Annotated in this window: 15 protein-coding genes and 1 pseudogene; 7 read left to right on the forward strand and 9 right to left on the reverse strand. The window is 72.3% G+C overall.

Features of this window, described 5'->3' with window-relative positions:
• Positions 1–29: 29 nt before the first annotated feature.
• From ACFVYF_RS09180 to ACFVYF_RS09195, 4 genes are read right to left on the reverse strand one after another with little or no spacing between them, the layout of a single operon-like run.
• The gene (locus ACFVYF_RS09180; protein WP_389453127.1) at positions 30–1193 is read right to left on the reverse strand and encodes a betaine/proline/choline family ABC transporter ATP-binding protein; all 1164 of its coding nucleotides are present in this window, start codon (positions 1191–1193) and stop codon (positions 30–32) included.
• 22 nt (positions 1194–1215) lie between these two features.
• Positions 1216–1863 (reverse strand): lactate utilization protein C, encoded by a 648-nt coding sequence (locus tag ACFVYF_RS09185; RefSeq protein WP_389453129.1) that lies wholly within the window; start codon positions 1861–1863, stop codon positions 1216–1218.
• Complete coding sequence (locus ACFVYF_RS09190; RefSeq protein ID WP_389453132.1) at positions 1860–3347, reverse strand: LutB/LldF family L-lactate oxidation iron-sulfur protein; 1488 nt, start codon at positions 3345–3347, stop codon at positions 1860–1862. Before ACFVYF_RS09190 ends, ACFVYF_RS09185 begins: the two co-directional genes overlap by 4 nt.
• The gene (locus tag ACFVYF_RS09195) at positions 3344–4099 is read right to left on the reverse strand and encodes a (Fe-S)-binding protein (protein WP_389453135.1); all 756 of its coding nucleotides are present in this window, start codon (positions 4097–4099) and stop codon (positions 3344–3346) included. Before ACFVYF_RS09195 ends, ACFVYF_RS09190 begins: the two co-directional genes overlap by 4 nt.
• Before the next feature lie 142 nt (positions 4100–4241).
• On the opposite strand from ACFVYF_RS09195, the pseudogene ACFVYF_RS09200 reads away from it, so the two are divergent.
• The 4 genes and pseudogenes from ACFVYF_RS09200 to ACFVYF_RS09215 all read left to right on the forward strand — a co-directional run.
• Positions 4242–4421 (forward strand): annotated as a pseudogene (locus ACFVYF_RS09200) (hypothetical protein); the annotation flags it as partial.
• Positions 4422–4523: 102 nt separating this feature from the next.
• Positions 4524–5825, forward strand: a complete 1302-nt coding sequence (locus ACFVYF_RS09205) for an alpha/beta fold hydrolase (protein WP_389453137.1) — start codon at positions 4524–4526, stop codon at positions 5823–5825.
• Positions 5826–5935: 110 nt separating this feature from the next.
• Positions 5936–6151, forward strand: a complete 216-nt coding sequence (locus tag ACFVYF_RS09210; RefSeq protein ID WP_389453140.1) for a hypothetical protein — start codon at positions 5936–5938, stop codon at positions 6149–6151.
• Between the two features lie 117 nt (positions 6152–6268).
• Complete coding sequence (locus ACFVYF_RS09215) at positions 6269–7102, forward strand: enoyl-CoA hydratase/isomerase family protein (protein ID WP_389453143.1); 834 nt, start codon at positions 6269–6271, stop codon at positions 7100–7102.
• Between the two features lie 92 nt (positions 7103–7194).
• Here ACFVYF_RS09215 and ACFVYF_RS09220 read toward each other — a convergent pair whose 3' ends face one another.
• The 3 genes from ACFVYF_RS09220 to ACFVYF_RS09230 all read right to left on the reverse strand — a co-directional run bounded on the left by ACFVYF_RS09220 (position 7195) and on the right by ACFVYF_RS09230 (position 9874).
• Positions 7195–8070, reverse strand: a complete 876-nt coding sequence (locus ACFVYF_RS09220; RefSeq protein WP_389453146.1) for an SDR family oxidoreductase — start codon at positions 8068–8070, stop codon at positions 7195–7197.
• Between the two features lie 77 nt (positions 8071–8147).
• Positions 8148–9281, reverse strand: a complete 1134-nt coding sequence (locus ACFVYF_RS09225) for a serine hydrolase domain-containing protein (RefSeq protein WP_389453149.1) — start codon at positions 9279–9281, stop codon at positions 8148–8150.
• Positions 9282–9283: 2 nt separating this feature from the next.
• Positions 9284–9874, reverse strand: a complete 591-nt coding sequence (locus ACFVYF_RS09230; protein WP_389453152.1) for a TetR/AcrR family transcriptional regulator — start codon at positions 9872–9874, stop codon at positions 9284–9286.
• A 235-nt stretch (positions 9875–10109) separates the two neighbouring features.
• Between ACFVYF_RS09230 and ACFVYF_RS09235 the strand changes: the two genes are divergently transcribed.
• The gene (locus ACFVYF_RS09235; RefSeq protein ID WP_389453155.1) at positions 10110–10955 is read left to right on the forward strand and encodes a pentapeptide repeat-containing protein; all 846 of its coding nucleotides are present in this window, start codon (positions 10110–10112) and stop codon (positions 10953–10955) included.
• Here the strand turns inward: ACFVYF_RS09235 and ACFVYF_RS09240 are convergent.
• Positions 10917–12407: a cytochrome P450 gene (locus ACFVYF_RS09240; RefSeq protein WP_389453158.1), complete on the reverse strand. Its 1491-nt coding sequence runs from the start codon at positions 12405–12407 to the stop codon at positions 10917–10919. The genes ACFVYF_RS09235 and ACFVYF_RS09240 overlap by 39 nt on opposite strands.
• Positions 12408–12527: 120 nt before the next feature.
• Here ACFVYF_RS09240 and ACFVYF_RS09245 point away from each other — a divergent pair, with 120 nt between their 5' ends.
• Together ACFVYF_RS09245 and ACFVYF_RS09250 are read left to right on the forward strand one after the other, a co-directional pair.
• On the forward strand, positions 12528–13136 hold the full coding sequence (locus ACFVYF_RS09245) for a TetR/AcrR family transcriptional regulator (protein WP_389453160.1): 609 nt from the start codon (positions 12528–12530) through the stop codon (positions 13134–13136).
• A gap of 116 nt (positions 13137–13252) precedes the next feature.
• Positions 13253–13978 carry a DUF2470 domain-containing protein gene (locus ACFVYF_RS09250; protein ID WP_389453163.1) on the forward strand — a complete coding sequence of 242 codons (726 nt, stop codon included), beginning with the start codon at positions 13253–13255 and terminating at the stop codon, positions 13976–13978.
• Here the strand turns inward: ACFVYF_RS09250 and ACFVYF_RS09255 are convergent.
• A complete protein-coding gene (locus ACFVYF_RS09255) occupies positions 13946–15175 on the reverse strand; it encodes a lactonase family protein (protein ID WP_389453166.1) in 1230 nt (409 codons plus the stop codon). The two genes, ACFVYF_RS09250 and ACFVYF_RS09255, sit on opposite strands and share 33 nt — an antisense overlap.
• Between the last annotated feature and the right edge of the window lie 118 nt (positions 15176–15293).

Below are 15293 nucleotides of genomic sequence, written 5' to 3' on the forward strand. Positions count from 1 at the left end.
CCACCGACCGGCGTACGCGCCCTGCGTCCTCACGCGTCCGCCACCGAGTCGAACGGCACCTGCCCGCGGGAGACGCCCAGCGCGTCCGCGTCCACCGAGCGGCGCAACGCCTCGTGGAGCTTCGCCGGGGTCAGCACGCCGAGGAAGCGGGCGCCGTCGAGGACGGCGACCCAGCCCGCGTCGTGCTGGAGCATCACGCCGAAGGCCTGCTTCAGCGGGGCGCCGACGGGCACCCAGGAGTTCATCCGGTGGGCGAGGTCGCCGACGGTGCCGTTCGCCCCGGCCAGTGCCACCTCGTCGACGCCGACCCAGCCGTGCAGATCGCCCTCGGTGTCGAGGACCACGGCCCAGCGGGCACCCTCGGTGTGCAGTCGGGACGCCGCCTGCGCGGCCGGCTCGTCCAGCCGGGCGACGGGCGGCTGCTCCAGGTCGTCGGCCTGGATCTCCGTGACGGACAGCCGCTTCAGCCCGCGGTCGGCGCCCACGAACTCGGCGACGTACGGCGTGGCCGGCGTGCCCAGCACCGCCCCGGGCGTGTCGAACTGCTCGATCCGCCCCTGCCCGTACACCGCGATCCGGTCGCCGAGCCGCACGGCCTCCTCGATGTCGTGCGTGACCAGCAGCACCGTCTTGCGCACCGCCTCCTGCATCCGCAGGAACTCGTCCTGCAACTGCTCGCGCACCACCGGGTCCACGGCCCCGAAGGGCTCGTCCATCAGCAGGACCGGCGGGTCCGCGGCCAGCGCCCGTGCCACGCCGACGCGCTGGCGCTGACCGCCCGACAGCTGATCCGGATAGCGCGACCCGAAGGTCTTCGGGTCCAGGCCCACCAGGTCGAGGAGTTCGGCGGCCCGCGCCCGGGCCTTCGCCTTCTTCCAGCCGACGAGCGAGGGCACGGTCGCCGTGTTGTCGAGGACGGTCCGGTGCGGGAACAGCCCGACCTGCTGGATGACGTATCCGATCCGCCGCCGCAGGCGCACCGGATCGACCGTGGAGATGTCCTCGCCGTTCACGAAGATGCGGCCGGAGGTCGGCTCGATGAGCCGGTTCACCATCATCATGGTCGTCGTCTTGCCGCAGCCGGACGGGCCGACGAGCGTGACGAGTTCACCCTCGGCGACCTCGAAGGACAGGCCGTCCACCGCGGTCGTGCCGTCCGGGTAGCGCTTGGTGACCTGCTCGAACCGGATCATGTCCTCACGCTAACCGCGCCCGTCACTCCCCGCTCACCAGCACCACCTCAAGGGTGCGCGGACCGTGCACCCCCTCGACCCGGTCGAGTTCGATGTCACTGGTCGCGGACGGGCCGGAGATCCAGGTCAGCGGGCGGGTCGGGTCGAGGCGTCCCATGGCTTGGGGGACCGAGGAGACGACCTGGCCGGGGACGCGTACGACGCAGATGTGATGGTCGGGCACCAGCGTGATGCGGCGCCGGCCCTGCTCGGGGCCGCCGTCCAGCACGAGGGTGCCGGTCTCGGCGATGGCGAGCGCGCAGCCCGTCACCACGCTGTCGACCCGGTCCAGCTCGTGCGGGGTGCTCTCGGTGCGGTCCGGGACCCGGGTCACCTCGGTCGCGGCCAGCCAGTCCTGGTCCAGGCCCGCCGGCACGAGCACCGACGTCGAGCCGTGCCCGGTGAGGAGCCGGGCGATCAGTACGGGCAGACCGCCGGTGTCGGTGCGGTGCACCCGCGCCCGGTAGTCGGCGAGGTTCTCGGCGAGCAGATCCACCGTCTCCTCGACACTCCGCCCGCCGTGCTCGCGCAGATAGCTCCGGTCAATGGCCTGCTCGTACGGCGTGTCGTCCTGGTGCACGTCCGCGATCGCGCGCCGCACCCGGCCCAGGATCAGATCCCTGCTGCTCACTTCGCCGTCTCCCTTCCACCGTTCGTACGTTGCCACCAGTCGCGGAACGGCTCCGGCGGCACCACCGGAAGATCACGGCTCGCGCTCCACGCCTTGCCGGGACCCGGCAGCCTGCGCGGATGGAAGCGGCGGGTCCAGGAGGCGAGGCGCTGGCCGGTGCGCAGCACGCCGGGCCGGCCGAAGGCCCACTGCGCCGCCCGCATGGCCGCCCGCTCGGCGGCGTGTCCCTTCGCGGGCTTGAGGACGACCTTGGCGCCCTCCCGGGTCACCGGGCCTCCCTGGGCGATGCGTTCCCGCAGGTGCACCAGCACCTCGGGGATGTCGATCGCCACCGGGCAGACCTCGTAGCAGGCCCCGCACAGCGAGGACGCGTACGGGAGCGAGGCGTCGATGTCGCTGCCGGTGCCGCGCAGCTGAGGGCTGAGGATCGCGCCGATCGGACCGGGGTACACCGAGCCGTACGCGTGCCCGCCCGCCCGCTCGTACACCGGGCAGACGTTGAGGCACGCCGAGCAGCGGATGCAGCGCAGGGCCTGGCGGCCGACCTCGTCGGCGAGCGTGTCCGTACGGCCGTTGTCGAGGAGGACCAGGTGGAAGGTCTGGGGGCCGTCGACCGTGTCGGAGCCGCTCGTGCCCGTCCACATGGAGGTGTACGGGTTCATGCGCTCGGCCGTCGAGGAGCGGGGCAGGGTCTGGAGGAACACCTCCAGGTCCTGCCAGGTCGGCACGATCTTCTCGATGCCGACGACCGAGATCAGCGTCTCCGGCAGGGTGAGGCACATCCGGCCGTTGCCCTCGGACTCGACGACGACCAGGGTGCCGGTCTCGGCGACCATGAAGTTGGCGCCGGAGATGCCGACCTTGGCGCGCAGGAACTTCTCCCGCAGATGCAGACGTGCGGCCTCCGCCAGCTCGGCGGGCGTGTCGGTGAGGCCCTCGGGGGCCGGGCGGCCCCACTCGCTCATCTCGCGGGTGAAGATGTCGCGGATCTCGCCGCGGTTGCGGTGGATGGCGGGCACGAGGATGTGCGAGGGGCGGTCCTTGCCCAACTGCACGATGAGTTCGGCGAGATCGGTCTCGTAGGCGCGGATGCCCTCGGCCTCCAGGGCCTCGTTGAGCGCGATCTCCTGCGTCGCCATCGACTTGACCTTGACGACCTCCGACTCGCCGGTCTCCTTGACGAGCCGGGTGACGATCCGGTTGGCCTCCTCGGCGTCCGCGGCCCAGTGGACGGTGCCGCCGGCCGCCGTGACCGACTCCTCCAACTGCACCAGATAGCGGTCGAGATGGCGCAGCGTGTGGTCCTTGATCTGCTTGCCCGCCTCGCGCAGGGCGGCCCAGTCGTCGAGTTCGGCGACCGCGTGGGCCCGCTTGGCGCGGATCGTGTGGGTCGCGTGACGCAGGTTGGCGCGCAGCGTCGGGTTGTGGACGGCTTCGCGCGCGGCCTCGGGGAAGGCCGGCATGCCGACGAAGGTTCCGCTCATACCAGGGGCTCCGCTTCCGTGCTCGCCAGGATCTCCGCGATGTGCACCGGTCGCATATCGGTCCGCAGCCGGGTCATGGTGCCGCCGATGTGCATCAGACAGGAGTTGTCGGCGGCGCACAGCACCTCCGCCCCCGTCGACTCGGCGTGCGCCACCTTGTCGGCGCCCATCGCCGCCGAGACATCGGAGTTCTTGACGGCGAAGGTGCCGCCGAAGCCGCAGCACTCGTCCGCGCCCGGCAGTTCCCGCAGTTCGAGTCCCTTGACCGCCTGGAGAAGGCGGCGCGGCCGGTCGCCCAGGCCCAGACTGCGCAGACCGTGACAGGTGGGGTGATACGTCACCGTGTGCGGGTAGTGGGCGCCGACGTCGGTCACTCCGAGGACGTCGACGAGGAACTCGGTGAGCTCGTACGTCTTCGGTACGACCGGTGCCAGGGTGGTCGCGAGACCGTCCCCGCGGCCCTCCGCCCGCGCGCGCTCGCCCATCCGCGGATACAGCTCCCGCACCATCGCTCCGCACGAGCCGGACGGCGTCACGATCGCCTCATAGTCACCGAATACATCGGAGAAATGCCGGGCCAGTGGCTCGGCCTCATGGCGATACCCGGTGTTGTAGTGGGCCTGTCCGCAGCAGGTCTGTGCCATCGGGAAATCGACGTCCACGCCCAGCCTGGTCAGCAGTTTCACCACGGCGCGGCCGGTTTCCGGATAGAGCGTGTCGTTGACACAGGTCAGGAACAGGGCGACACGCATCGCGGCTCCTCGGGTTCGATCATCGGATGAGTGCAGCGTACGCGGCGGGCGCGGCGCAGGGGAGCCCCCACTCACCCTCCGGTGAGTCGGCTCTCCGCCGCGCGCCATCGAGCGGGGTCGCCGGTGGGTGCGTAGCGCACCAGTCGCTGCGCTGCGGGACGTCTCGGCCCAGTCGCAGATCGTCGTCACCGGCGTGCTGCTCGTGCTGTCCGTGCTCGGTCCACGAGTTCGGAGGATCTGGGCCGCACCGAGGTGCAGGTGCGCCGCTCCAGCCTCGCCGCGCGCTGAGCGGCCGTTCAGTTCCCGTCAACTGCCGCGCTGAGTGGCCATTCAGTACCGATTTTCTTGATCCAGGGCTCGGTTGGCGGACGAACATGTGCTCAACTGGGTCGCAGCCTGGAATCCGTTCGTCTCGGGAGTCCTGTTGACCACCAGCTATCGCCAGCCCGGCGTCGTCCTCACCGACCGGCACTTCACCGTGCCGCTCGACCACGACAACCCGGCGGGGGAGACCGTCGAGCTCTTCGCCCGCGAGGCCGTCGCCAGCGACAAGGCGTCACAGCAGCTGCCGTGGCTCGTCTACCTCCAGGGCGGCCCCGGCTTCGGTGCCAACCGCTTCGTGGGCAAACAGGCCTGGCTCGGCCGCGCGCTGCAGGAGTTCCGGGTACTGCTCCTCGACCAGCGCGGCACCGGCCACTCCACGCCCGCGAACCGCCAGACGCTCCCGCTGCGCGGCGGCCCCCGCGAACAGGCCGACTACCTCACGCACTTCCGCACCGACTCGATCGTCCGCGACTGCGAGGCGATCCGCCCCGGGCTCACCGGCGGTGGTCCCTGGACGGTGCTCGGCCAGAGCTTCGGCGGCTTCTGCGCGGTGCACTACCTGTCCACCGCGCCGGAAGGACTGCAGGCCGCGCTCATCACCGGCGGCCTGCCCTCCCTCGACGCCCACGCGGACGACGTCTACCGGGCGGCGTACCCGCGCATCGAGCGCAAGGTCGCGGCGCACTACGCGCGCTACCCGCAGGACGTCGAGCGGGCGCGGGGGATCGCCGAGTACCTGATCCACCACGAGCCGGTCCTGCCCGGCGGCTACCGGCTCACCGTCGAGGCCTTCCAGTCGCTCGGCATCCTCCTCGGCGGCGGCGAGGGCAGCCACCGGCTCCACTACCTCCTGGAGCACGCCTTCGTACGCACACCCCGGGGCCAGGAGCTCTCCGACGCGTTCCAGGAGGAGGTCCAGGGCCTCCTCTCGTACGCGGGCCACCCGCTGTACGCCCTGGTCCACGAGGCGATCTACGGGCAGGACGAGCGCCCCACCGCCTGGTCCGCGGAGCGGGTGCGCGCCGAGTTCCCGCAGTTCGACGCGGCCAAGACGCTCACGGAGGACGGGCCGCTGCTGTTCACCGGCGAGTCCGTGCACCCCTGGATGTTCGAGAACGACCCCGCTCTGCGGCCCCTGCGCGAGACCGCCGAGGAGCTGGCCGCACGCACGGACTGGCGGCCGCTTTACGACCCGGCCCGCCTCGCCGAGAACGAGGTGCCGGTCGCCGCGGCGGTCTACCACGAGGACATGTACGTCGACACCGAGCACGCCCTGCGCACGGCCCGCGCGGTGCGGGGACTGCGGACCTGGGTGACCGACGAGTTCGAGCACGACGGGGTGCGTGCGGGCGGGCCACGGGTCCTGGACCGGCTGCTGGCGCTCTCCCGGGACGAGGTCTGACCGCACACCGGCGAGAGTGGCGGCGGCGACCGGCGGCCTCCCGGATGATCGGGGGCCCGGATTTCGCGGTTCCGGATGCGCGTAGGGGTGCGCGGGACGATGCTGGAGGCATGTCCGGACGGGCCCCCATAGTCGTACATCCGCCGTCAGGCACCGGCGGTCGCCGCGTGACCGCACGCGGTGAGATCCTCGGCCTGGCGTTCTCCGACGCGGACCTGATCGAGTTCCTCGGCCGCGCCGGTCTGCCCGATGCGGAAGATCTCCTGGACGATCCCGCGTGGGTGAAATGGCGAGGCGCCGACGCGCACCACTACGAAGCGGCGTAGGAGAACGGGAGCCCTCGGACCCGACGCGCGGTAAATCCTCGGTCGTAACCCTTCAAGCGGCTGCCGGGACCTCCTAGTCTTCTGACGGTTCGTCAGGAGAGCTGCGGAGGGCCGCGGATGATCGACATCACGCGCACGGACATTCCCCAGGGCGAGGAGCGGCTGCGCCTCGACATCGAGGACGGCGTCGGGCTGCTCACCCTCTGCCGGCCCGAGAAGCTCAACGCGTGGAGCTGGGAGTCCACCCGCCAACTCGGCCTGTACGCCGACCGGATCCGCTTCGACGACTCCATCCGCGTGGTCCTGCTGCGGGCCGAGGGGCGCGCCTTCTGCGCGGGCATCGATGTCACGGCTCCCGGAGGTGCCGTCACCGGCCGTTCCGGAGCCGAGCGCACCCGCAACTACTACGAGGGCATCCGCTGGGCGCATCAGCGCTTCGACGCCTTCGCGCGCCTGCCGCAGCCGGTCGTGGCGGCCGTGCAGGGGTACTGTCTCGGCTTCGGTTTCGAGCTGGCGCTGATGGCGGACGTCAGGGTCGCCGCGGACGACGCGCTGTTCGCCCTCCCGGAAGCGGAGATCGGGGTCGCGGTCGACGCGGGTGGTGATCTGCGGATCGCGCGGGAGGCGGGGGCGGGGTGGGCCAAGTTCCTGGCCCTGACCGGCCGCCGGATCGACGCCGCCACGGCCGAGCGGCTCCACCTCGTCCAACTCGTCTGCAAGGAAGCGGAGTTGGACGCGGCCGCGCGCACTGTCGCCGCCGGGATCGCGGCCAACGCCCCCCTCGCCGTCCAGGGCGTCAAGCGTGACATCGACGGCTACGCGGACGCCGGGCTCGCCGCCGCCCTCGACCGTACGGCCATGTCGGCGGCGCTCACCCTGACCTCCGAGGACTCTCGTGAGGGGTACGCCGCGAAGGGCGAGCGCCGGGCGCCACGCTTCGAGGGCAGGTGACCTGTGTGGCGGTGGCCGGCAGAGGCGTGGTCACCGGGTGAGGAGCTTTCGAGGGCAGGTGACCCGCACGGCGCCCGCCGGCAGGGGCGTGGTCACCCGGTGAAGGGCCCCAGCCCCAGCTGGTCCCGGACGGGTACCACCGGTGGGCTCACGAGACCCCGGCGCTGCCAGTTCGCCCCGTCCACCACCAGCGTGTGGCCGCTGATGAACCGGGCGTAGGGCGAGGCCAGGAAGGTCGCCGCCCAGCCGAGCTCGCGCGGCGCGCCGACGCGGAGCGCGGGCTGCCGGGCGTCGGGATCGTCGGCGCGGTCGAGGGTGCCGCGGATGTCGGCGGTCATGTCCTCGTGCGGCATCAGCCCGGGCACGAGCCCGTTGACCTGGATGCCGTACGGCCCCCATTCGACGGCCAGGGTCGCCACCAGGTTGCTCACCCCCGCCTTGGCCGCCGCGCTGTGCGCGTACCCGGGACCGCCCGTCCAGGCGTACGAGGCACCGACGTTGATGATCGAGCCGGGCGTGCCCGCCGCCAGATGGCGCCGGCCGAACTCGCGCGTCATCAGGAAGGTGCCGGTGAGGGTGATGTCCACGACCGCCCGCCAGGCGTTCGGGGACATCTCCTCGGCCGGCACGGGGAAGTTGGCGGCCGCGTTGTTCACCAGCACATCGGGCAGCCCGCCTCCGTCGAACACCCCGGCGACGCGGTCCGGATCCCGTATGTCGCACACGGCCGTCGTCACCCGCGTGCCCAGCGACGTCAACTCCTCCTGGGCGGACGCGAGATGCTTCTCGTCGCGGCCGGCGATCACCAGGTCGGCGCCCAGCCGGGCGAACTCCGCCGCGATCGCCTTGCCGAGTCCGGTGCCGCCGCCGGTCACCAGCACCAGCGATCCGTCGTAGGTGCCGGGCGGCAGCGCGCTCGTTCCCGGCGGCGGAGGAACGGGGAGGCCGGTGAGCGAGGAATCGTCCATGGCGACTCGATACCGGGTGCGCCGCGAAACCTCCAGAGACAGGGGGGAATCGCCTCCATAGACAGTGGGGAATCAGGTCAGTGGGGGAGTGCGTCGTGCAGCGCCGTCAGCAGATCCAGCGGCCGCCGGTCCGGCCATGCGGCGCGCGTGCGGTTCATTGCGTACGAGAACCCGACCCGGGCGCCGGGCCAGGCGCCGTGCCGTGACCCCCAGGCGCCGGCGTGCCCGAAGGCGTCCGGCGCCGGACCGTGGAGCACCGTCCCGGTCCCCAGCTCGAAGCCCGCTCCGTATGCCATCGGGCTGCCCCACAACGGCTCGACGCCGCGCCGGAGTTCGCGCCGTCCCCGTCGGACGGTGGCCTCCGCGAGGACGCGGACCCCGTCCAGCTCGCCGCCTCGCGCCAGACAGGCGTAGAAGCGGGCCATCGAACGGGCCGTCACATGGGCGCCGACGGCGGGTACTTCGGCGCGGCGGAAGGCGGCGCTGTTCCACAGGGCGGGCGCCTCGGCGGTGATCAGCGGATTGCGGGTGAGTGCGCGCAGCGGATCGTCGTCCGCCGGCGATGTCAGGACGCCGGGGCCCGCGAGCGTGGTGGCGACCCGGTGGTGCTGCTCGTCCGGCAGTCCGAGCCAGACGTCCAGACCGAGCGGGCCCGCGAACTCGTCGGCGAAGAAGGCCCCGACGCCCCGTCCGTCGACGCGTCGGATCAGCTCGCCCACGAGCCACCCGTGGGTCAGGGCGTGATACATGAACCCGGCCCTGGGATCCTCGGCCGGCGCCTGTTCGGCGAGCAGCCCGGCCATGTGCCGGGGATCGAAGAACTCCTCCTCGGTGAACGGCAGTTGGACGCCGGGCAGGCGCGCCTGGTGGGACATGATCTCGGCGACGGTGATCCCGCCTTTGCCGGCCGCGGCGAACTCCGGCCAGTAGCACGCGGCTGGTGCGTCCAGGTCCAACAGCCCGCGTTCGACGAGCAGCAGCACACAGGCCGCGGTCAGGCCCTTGGCGCCGGAGAAGACGAGTTGCAGGGTGTCGGCGCGCCAGGGCCGGCCGGTGCCCGGGTCGGCGGCGCCGCCCCACAGATCGACGACGGGCTCCCCGTCCCGGTACGCGGCGAAGGCGGCGCCCGTCTCCTCGTACTCCTTGAAATTGCGGGCGAAGACCTCCGCGACCGTCTCGAAACAGGGTGCCGTGAAACCGTGGACGTCCATGGTCACCTCCGGGCGGCTCGGTCGAGGAGTGCGAGCGCCGCCTGTTTGGCGTCCTCGGCGGCGCGGCCGTCCGGGTCGTGGTGGTCGGCGACGACGGTGGCGCCTTCGAGGAGGATCAGCAACTGCCGTGCGAGCAGGCCGGGTCCGGACACGCCCGCGCGTTCCGCGATGTCGATGAGCAGCGCCAGGTAGCGGCCGAGGTGGCGGTCGGCCGCCGTACGGGCGGGTGGGGCGTGCCGCTGGGTGGCGGCGTTGACGATCGCGCAGCCCCGGAAGCCGGGTTCGGCGTACCAGCCGCCCAACGCGTCGAACAGGGCGCCGAGTTGGGCGGCCGGATCGGGGCCCGCCGCCTCGACGGTCTTGGTCAGCCAGTCCACCACCCGGTCGCTGCGGGCGGCGAGCACCGCTTCGACAAGTCCGTCCTTGGAGCCGAAATGCCGGTACAGCGTCTCCTTGGAGGCGCCGACCGCGCGGCACAGCTCGGCCACGCCGACGCCGTCGAGGCCCCGCTCGTAGAGGATCCCGGTCGCGGAATCGAGGAGCGCGGCGCGGGTGCGGTCCGGATCGAGGGAAGTTCCCCTGGGTACGGGCATACGGGAGATGGTACCGATCGGTTCGATGATGGTCCACTGTGCGGCCGGCGGGTTCTCTCGCCAGGCGGCACTGTGCGGCCGCCGGTTCTCGTCCCAGGCGGCACCGTGCGGCCGGAGGCTCTCAGCCCAGGCGGCACCGTGCGGCCGCCGCTTCTCGCCCGGCCGCACCGTGCGGCCGGAGGCTCTCGCCCCAGGCCCGGACGGGCCGTCCGTCCCAGGTCAGTAGGCTGGGACCATGGGAGAAGACGGCGGAACAGTCCAGGACCGGCGCTCGGAGCTGCGCGCCGACTGCGGTGAGTGCTTCGGGCTCTGCTGCGTCGCGCTGCCGTTCTCCCGCTCCGCGGACTTCGCGATGGACAAGGCCGCGGGCACGCCCTGTCCGAACCTGGAGACCGACTCCCGGTGCGGCATCCACACCCGGTTGCGGGAGAAGGGCTTCAACGGCTGCACGGTCTACGACTGCTTCGGCGCCGGGCAGCAGGTCTCCCAGGTCACCTTCGGCGGCACGGACTGGCGCTCGGGTTCGCGGGAGGACGCCCGGCGGATGTTCGACGTGTTCCCTGTCGTGCGTCAGCTGCATGAGCTGCTCTGGTACCTGCACGAGGCGCTGACCCTGTCCGCGGCCCGCCCGGTCCACGCCGACGTCCGCCGGGTGCTGGAGAAGACCGAACGGCTCACGCTCCTGACCCCGGAGGAACTGGGTCAGCTGGACGTCGGCGCGCACCGGCAGGTGGTCAACGAGCTGCTGCTGCGGACCAGCGAGCTCGTGCGGGCGGGAGCCGGCCGCGGAAAGCGCAAGGACCGCCGGGGTGCCGACCTGATGGGCGCCCGCCTCAAGGGAGCCGACCTCAGCGGCGCCAGCCTGCGCGGCGCCTACCTCATCGCCGCCGATCTGACCGGTGCCGACCTGCGCCGCGCGGACCTGATCGGCGCCGACCTGCGCGACGCCGACCTCACGGACGCCGATCTCACCGGCGCCTTCTTCCTGACCCAGCCGCAGCTCAACGCGGCCAGGGGCAGCGCCGGCACAAAGCTGCCGGGGTCAGTCACCCGTCCCGGCCACTGGGCAGTCGAGGGCTGAGGCCGCCTCCGTGGCGGGGGCTCGGCGCTCCAGGTGCAGCCGCAGCCCCGCCGGCATCAGGGTGAGCCGCTCGGTCACCCGCAGCCGGTACTCCGGATCCGCCCGCAGCTCGTAGCGGCGCAGCAGCAGCCCGAGCACCAGCGTCGCCTCGTGCAGCGCGAACTGGCGGCCGATGCAGGCCCGCGCCCCGGTGCCGAACGGCTTGAAGGTGTGCGCGGGCCGGCCGCGTACGGCCTGCGCGTCGAAGCGGTCGGGGTCGAACCGTTCCGCGTCGGCACCCCACACGTCCGGGTCCCGGTGCAGCATCGCCGTCAGGACCAGCGCCCACGCGCCCTGCCGCATCGGATGGACGCCGCCCAGCACGGTCTCCCGCCGGGCCTCCCGCGCGAAGGCCGGCGCCGTCGGCCACAGCCGCAGCGACTCGTCGAGGACCCGGCGCACATAACGGAGCTTGGCGACCTGGTCGTACCCGGGCCGCGGTGTCGCGCCCCAGACGCGGTCCACCTCCGCCCGGGCCCGCGCGGCGACGTCCGGATGCCGGGAGAGGTAGTGCAGGGCGAACGAGAGCGCGCCGGAGGTGGTCTCGTGGCCGGCGATCAGGAAGGTGATGACCTGACGGCGGATGTTCTCCGGGGTCAGCCGTTCCCCGGTCTGCGGGTGGGCGGTCGCCAGCATGCGGTCGAGCAGGTCCCCCTCGCCGTCCGAGCCGCCGCGTGCCGCCACGACCGAGTCGACCGTGCGGTTCAGGTACGCCATGTCCGCCTCGTTGCGACGGGTGGCGCCGCGCAGCAGGAGGGGGGCCAGCGGGGTGGGGACGGCATTGCGGCGCTGGGCATGGGTGAGGGCGCCGATCATCGCGGTCACGAAGGGGTGCGGCCGGGAGCGTTCGAAGGAACCGAAGTCGTGCCCGAAACCGGTCCGGGAGATCGTCTCCAGCGTCAGCTTCGTCATGTCGCCCGGCACGTCCACGGCGCGGCCGGCCGACTCCTCCAGGTCCCAGCGGTCCGTCAGCCGCTCGGTCACCGCGAGCATCATCGGGTGGTAGCCCTCCATGGCCTCACGGCTGAAGCCCGGAGCCAGGACGTCGTGCGCGAGCTGCCAGTTGGGCTCGTGGTTGTACGCGGTGAACAGTCCGTCCCCGGCCACCGGGCGGAGGTTGGCGACCCCGAGGCCCACGTGCTTGGCGAACCGTGTCTCGTCGGCGAGCTCGGCCGCGAGGCCGGCACCCCAGACGAAGACGATCTCCTTGCCGAAGGCCTTGCGCCGGAAGACCGGCCCGAGCTGGCGCCCGATGCGCAGCGAGTCCTGAATGGGCGTACGGATGTCGGCACCCCAGACATCGCCGATCACCGGCACCCGGCGCGGGGGATGCGGAATGCGATGAAGCTCCGGCCAGCCCAGCTCCGCGCTGCGGAACCCCTTGGGCAGTGCGGCCCCGGTCGTCTCCGCCATCACGCCATCTCCCTTGCTCCGGCGGCGGGTTGCACCCGGCCGTAGTCCTGTTGTACGTGAGTTCAATAGCGGAGATCAGTGTGGTCCCGTTGTTGAACGGACGTCAAGTACAGTGCGGCCATGGCCGGGAACCAAGGGGAGCGCACGCGCCGTCGGCTCAGTACCGAGGAGCGCCGGGAGGAGCTTCTGGCGGTCGGGACGCGGCTGTTCTCGGAGAGCCCCTACGACGACGTCCTGATCGAGCGGGTCGCCGGGATCGCCGGCGTCTCACGCGGGCTGCTCTACCACTACTTCCCGACGAAACGGGACTTCTTCGCCGCCGTCGTCGAGCGCGAGAGCGGGCGCATGCTGCGGATGACGGCGGCCGTGCCGGGCATCCCGGTCCGCGAACAGCTGGGCGCGGGGCTCGACATCTTCCTCGGGTACGTACAGGAGCACGCGCACGGCTTCCGGGCCTTCCACCGTGCCGACGCGGCGGGCGACCAGGCCGTGCGGAAGGTCTATCAGCGGGCACTGGCGGCGCAGGAGCGGCAGATTCTGCAGGCACTCGCCGCGGATCCCGAACTCGGCTGGGCGCCCGACGACCGCCCCGAACTCCGGATTGCCGTGCGGGGATGGCTGGCCTTCACCACGGCCGTCTGTCTGGAGTGGCTCAGGGATCCGCGGCTCTCCCGCGAACAGGTGCGCGACCTGTGTGCGCGGGCGCTGCTCGGGGCGATCACCCCCTGATCCGGCTCCCGGCCGGGGTCCGCGCCGGGAAACAGGTGTGCAGGGAATGACGAGGCGTGGTTGGCGTACACCCCGATCTTCGATAGGTTAGGCAAGCCTTACCTAAGGAGGTTCCGATGGGTGACCGTCACACCTGGACGGCCGCGCCCGCCGCGGCCGAACGCGCCCGCTCCGTGCTCGCCGCGGCCTGGTCCTGCACCGTGACCGCGGAGGGCGGCCGGGAGGATTTCCTCGGCGCACACACCGTCGGCGCGGACGGCCGGGTGCTCCTGCAAGTACCGGAGGACAGCACCCTGCTCGCGGCCGCGATCTGCGCGCCCCGCGGAGAGCCGTCCGCCGTGCTGGAGTTCGCCGATGTGGCGCCGGTGCCGGTCCGCAACCGGATCCGCGCCCGGCTCTGGCTCGCGGGCTGGTTCGCCGTCGAGGAGGGACACCTCGCGTTCCAGGCCTCGCGCATCGTCCTGCGGGAGGCCTCCGGCGCGGTCGTGGTGGACCTCGACGAGTTCGCCGCCGCCGAACCGGACCCGCTCGCGACGGCCGAGGCCAAGCTGCTCACCCATCTCGCGGACGCCCACCCGGACGCGGTCGAGCGCCTCACCCGGCTCGTCGAACCGGACAGCCTGCACGGCGCGGTCCGGGTGCTGCCGCTCGCCGTCGACCGGCACGGCCTCACCCTGCGCATCGAGCGTGCGCGCGGCAACGGTGACGTACGACTGCCCTTCCACGCACCCGCCGACGGCGTCGCGGAGCTCACCGAACGCATGCACGTCCTGCTCGCCCAGGCGAGCTCGGCCTCCTGCCCCCGTGCACTACAGCGGCAGCGCACAGACGGCGACAGGTGAGGCGAACGGCTCACCCGCCGACCGCAGTCCGCCGCCGGCCCGGTCGACGTGGAAGACGCTGACCGTGCCCGACTTCTGGTTCGCCGCGAACAGCAGCCGCTCGTCCGGTGAGAACGCGATCTGGCGCGGGAAGTCGCCGCCGACCGGCACCGTGTCCAGGAGCCTCAGCCGGGCACCGTCCGCCTCGACGGCGTAGCGGGTCAGGCTGTTGTGGCCGCGGTTGGCGAGATACGCGTACGAGCCGTCCGACGTCACCAGGATCTGCGCGGGGTAACTCGTGCCCGCGCCCGTGCCGGTGGACTGCGGATCGCCCGGCGTCAGCCGCCCGGTGGCCTGGTCGTAGGCGCAGACCACGACGGTGTTGTCGACCTCGTTGGCCAGATAGGCGAAGCGGCCGCGGGGATGGAAGGTGAGATGGCGCGGGCCCGCACCCGGCCGCGTGTGCGCCTGGGAGACCTCGGTGAGCGTGCCCTTCGACGTGTCCAGACGGTACGTGTACACCGTGTCCGTGCCGAGATCGACGGCGAGCACATGGCCGCCGTCGGGGCTGGTGATGAACTGGTGGGCGTGCGGGCCCTGCTGGCCGGGACCCGGTGCCGGGCTGGAGTGGGTGACCAGGTCGCTGCGCTCGCCGAGCGCGCCCGAGGCCTCGATGGGGTGCACGGCCACGTTCCCCGAGACGTAGTTGGCGCTGAGCAGCCAGCGTCCGCCCGGGTGCACGGACAGATGGCAGGGGCCCGCTCCGCCGGTGCTCCTGGTGCCCAGCACCTTGTTCGTCGCGACGCGTACGGCGGTCACCCCGCCGTCCTGCCGCTCATTGACGGCGTACAGCGTGCGGCCGTCCGGATGGACGGCGAGATAGGACGGATCGCCGGCGCCGGTGATCGCTCCGGCCCCTTGGATACGTCCCGTCGACGCGTCGTACGTCGCCAGGCCGATGCCCGAGCCGCCGCCCGCCACCGAGGTGTAGGTGCCGAGGAACAGCGGGCGGGGGCCGGCCGGCCGGACCGGTGACGCAGGGGCGGCGGGGGCGGTCCGCCTCGGGGGCGTCGAGGGCCCGGACCCGGTGGCGGCCGGGTCCGCGCCGCTCGGCGGCGCCGGGGCGGGCACGGTCGTCACCGCGGCGGCCGCGCCGAGCGCCCCCACGAAACGACGCCTGCTCCAGCCACCGCGCTGCGGTTCTCCACCACTGCTCATGCCTGCACCTCTGGTGTCGGTTGCCTCAGCTGTGACAGCCACCTTGGCGTGCGACACCCGTGCCGTGCAAGAAGGACAATGGCCGTTGCGCAGGATGCAACGTCCTGCCGGCCGCGTC

It is taken from the genome of Streptomyces sp. NPDC058274, from assembly GCF_042881375.1.
In the GTDB taxonomy this organism is placed as follows: domain Bacteria; phylum Actinomycetota; class Actinomycetes; order Streptomycetales; family Streptomycetaceae; genus Streptomyces.

Bases quoted from the DNA above. Each gene is read 5' to 3' on its own strand.
- ACFVYF_RS09250 (WP_389453163.1), top strand. From the start codon at position 13,253: ATGGGTGACCGTCACACCTGGACGGCCGCGCCCGCCGCGGCCGAACGC.
- ACFVYF_RS09215 (WP_389453143.1), top strand. From the start codon at position 6,269: ATGATCGACATCACGCGCACGGACATTCCCCAGGGCGAGGAGCGGCTG.
- ACFVYF_RS09235 (WP_389453155.1), top strand. From the start codon at position 10,110: ATGGGAGAAGACGGCGGAACAGTCCAGGACCGGCGCTCGGAGCTGCGC.
- ACFVYF_RS09195 (WP_389453135.1), bottom strand. From the start codon at position 4,099: ATGCGTGTCGCCCTGTTCCTGACCTGTGTCAACGACACGCTCTATCCG.
- ACFVYF_RS09190 (WP_389453132.1), bottom strand. From the start codon at position 3,347: ATGAGCGGAACCTTCGTCGGCATGCCGGCCTTCCCCGAGGCCGCGCGC.
- ACFVYF_RS09210 (WP_389453140.1), top strand. From the start codon at position 5,936: ATGTCCGGACGGGCCCCCATAGTCGTACATCCGCCGTCAGGCACCGGC.
- ACFVYF_RS09240 (WP_389453158.1), bottom strand. From the start codon at position 12,407: ATGGCGGAGACGACCGGGGCCGCACTGCCCAAGGGGTTCCGCAGCGCG.
- ACFVYF_RS09255 (WP_389453166.1), bottom strand. From the start codon at position 15,175: ATGAGCAGTGGTGGAGAACCGCAGCGCGGTGGCTGGAGCAGGCGTCGT.
- ACFVYF_RS09230 (WP_389453152.1), bottom strand. From the start codon at position 9,874: ATGCCCGTACCCAGGGGAACTTCCCTCGATCCGGACCGCACCCGCGCC.
- ACFVYF_RS09180 (WP_389453127.1), bottom strand. From the start codon at position 1,193: ATGATCCGGTTCGAGCAGGTCACCAAGCGCTACCCGGACGGCACGACC.
- ACFVYF_RS09225 (WP_389453149.1), bottom strand. From the start codon at position 9,281: ATGGACGTCCACGGTTTCACGGCACCCTGTTTCGAGACGGTCGCGGAG.
- ACFVYF_RS09220 (WP_389453146.1), bottom strand. From the start codon at position 8,070: ATGGACGATTCCTCGCTCACCGGCCTCCCCGTTCCTCCGCCGCCGGGA.
- ACFVYF_RS09245 (WP_389453160.1), top strand. From the start codon at position 12,528: ATGGCCGGGAACCAAGGGGAGCGCACGCGCCGTCGGCTCAGTACCGAG.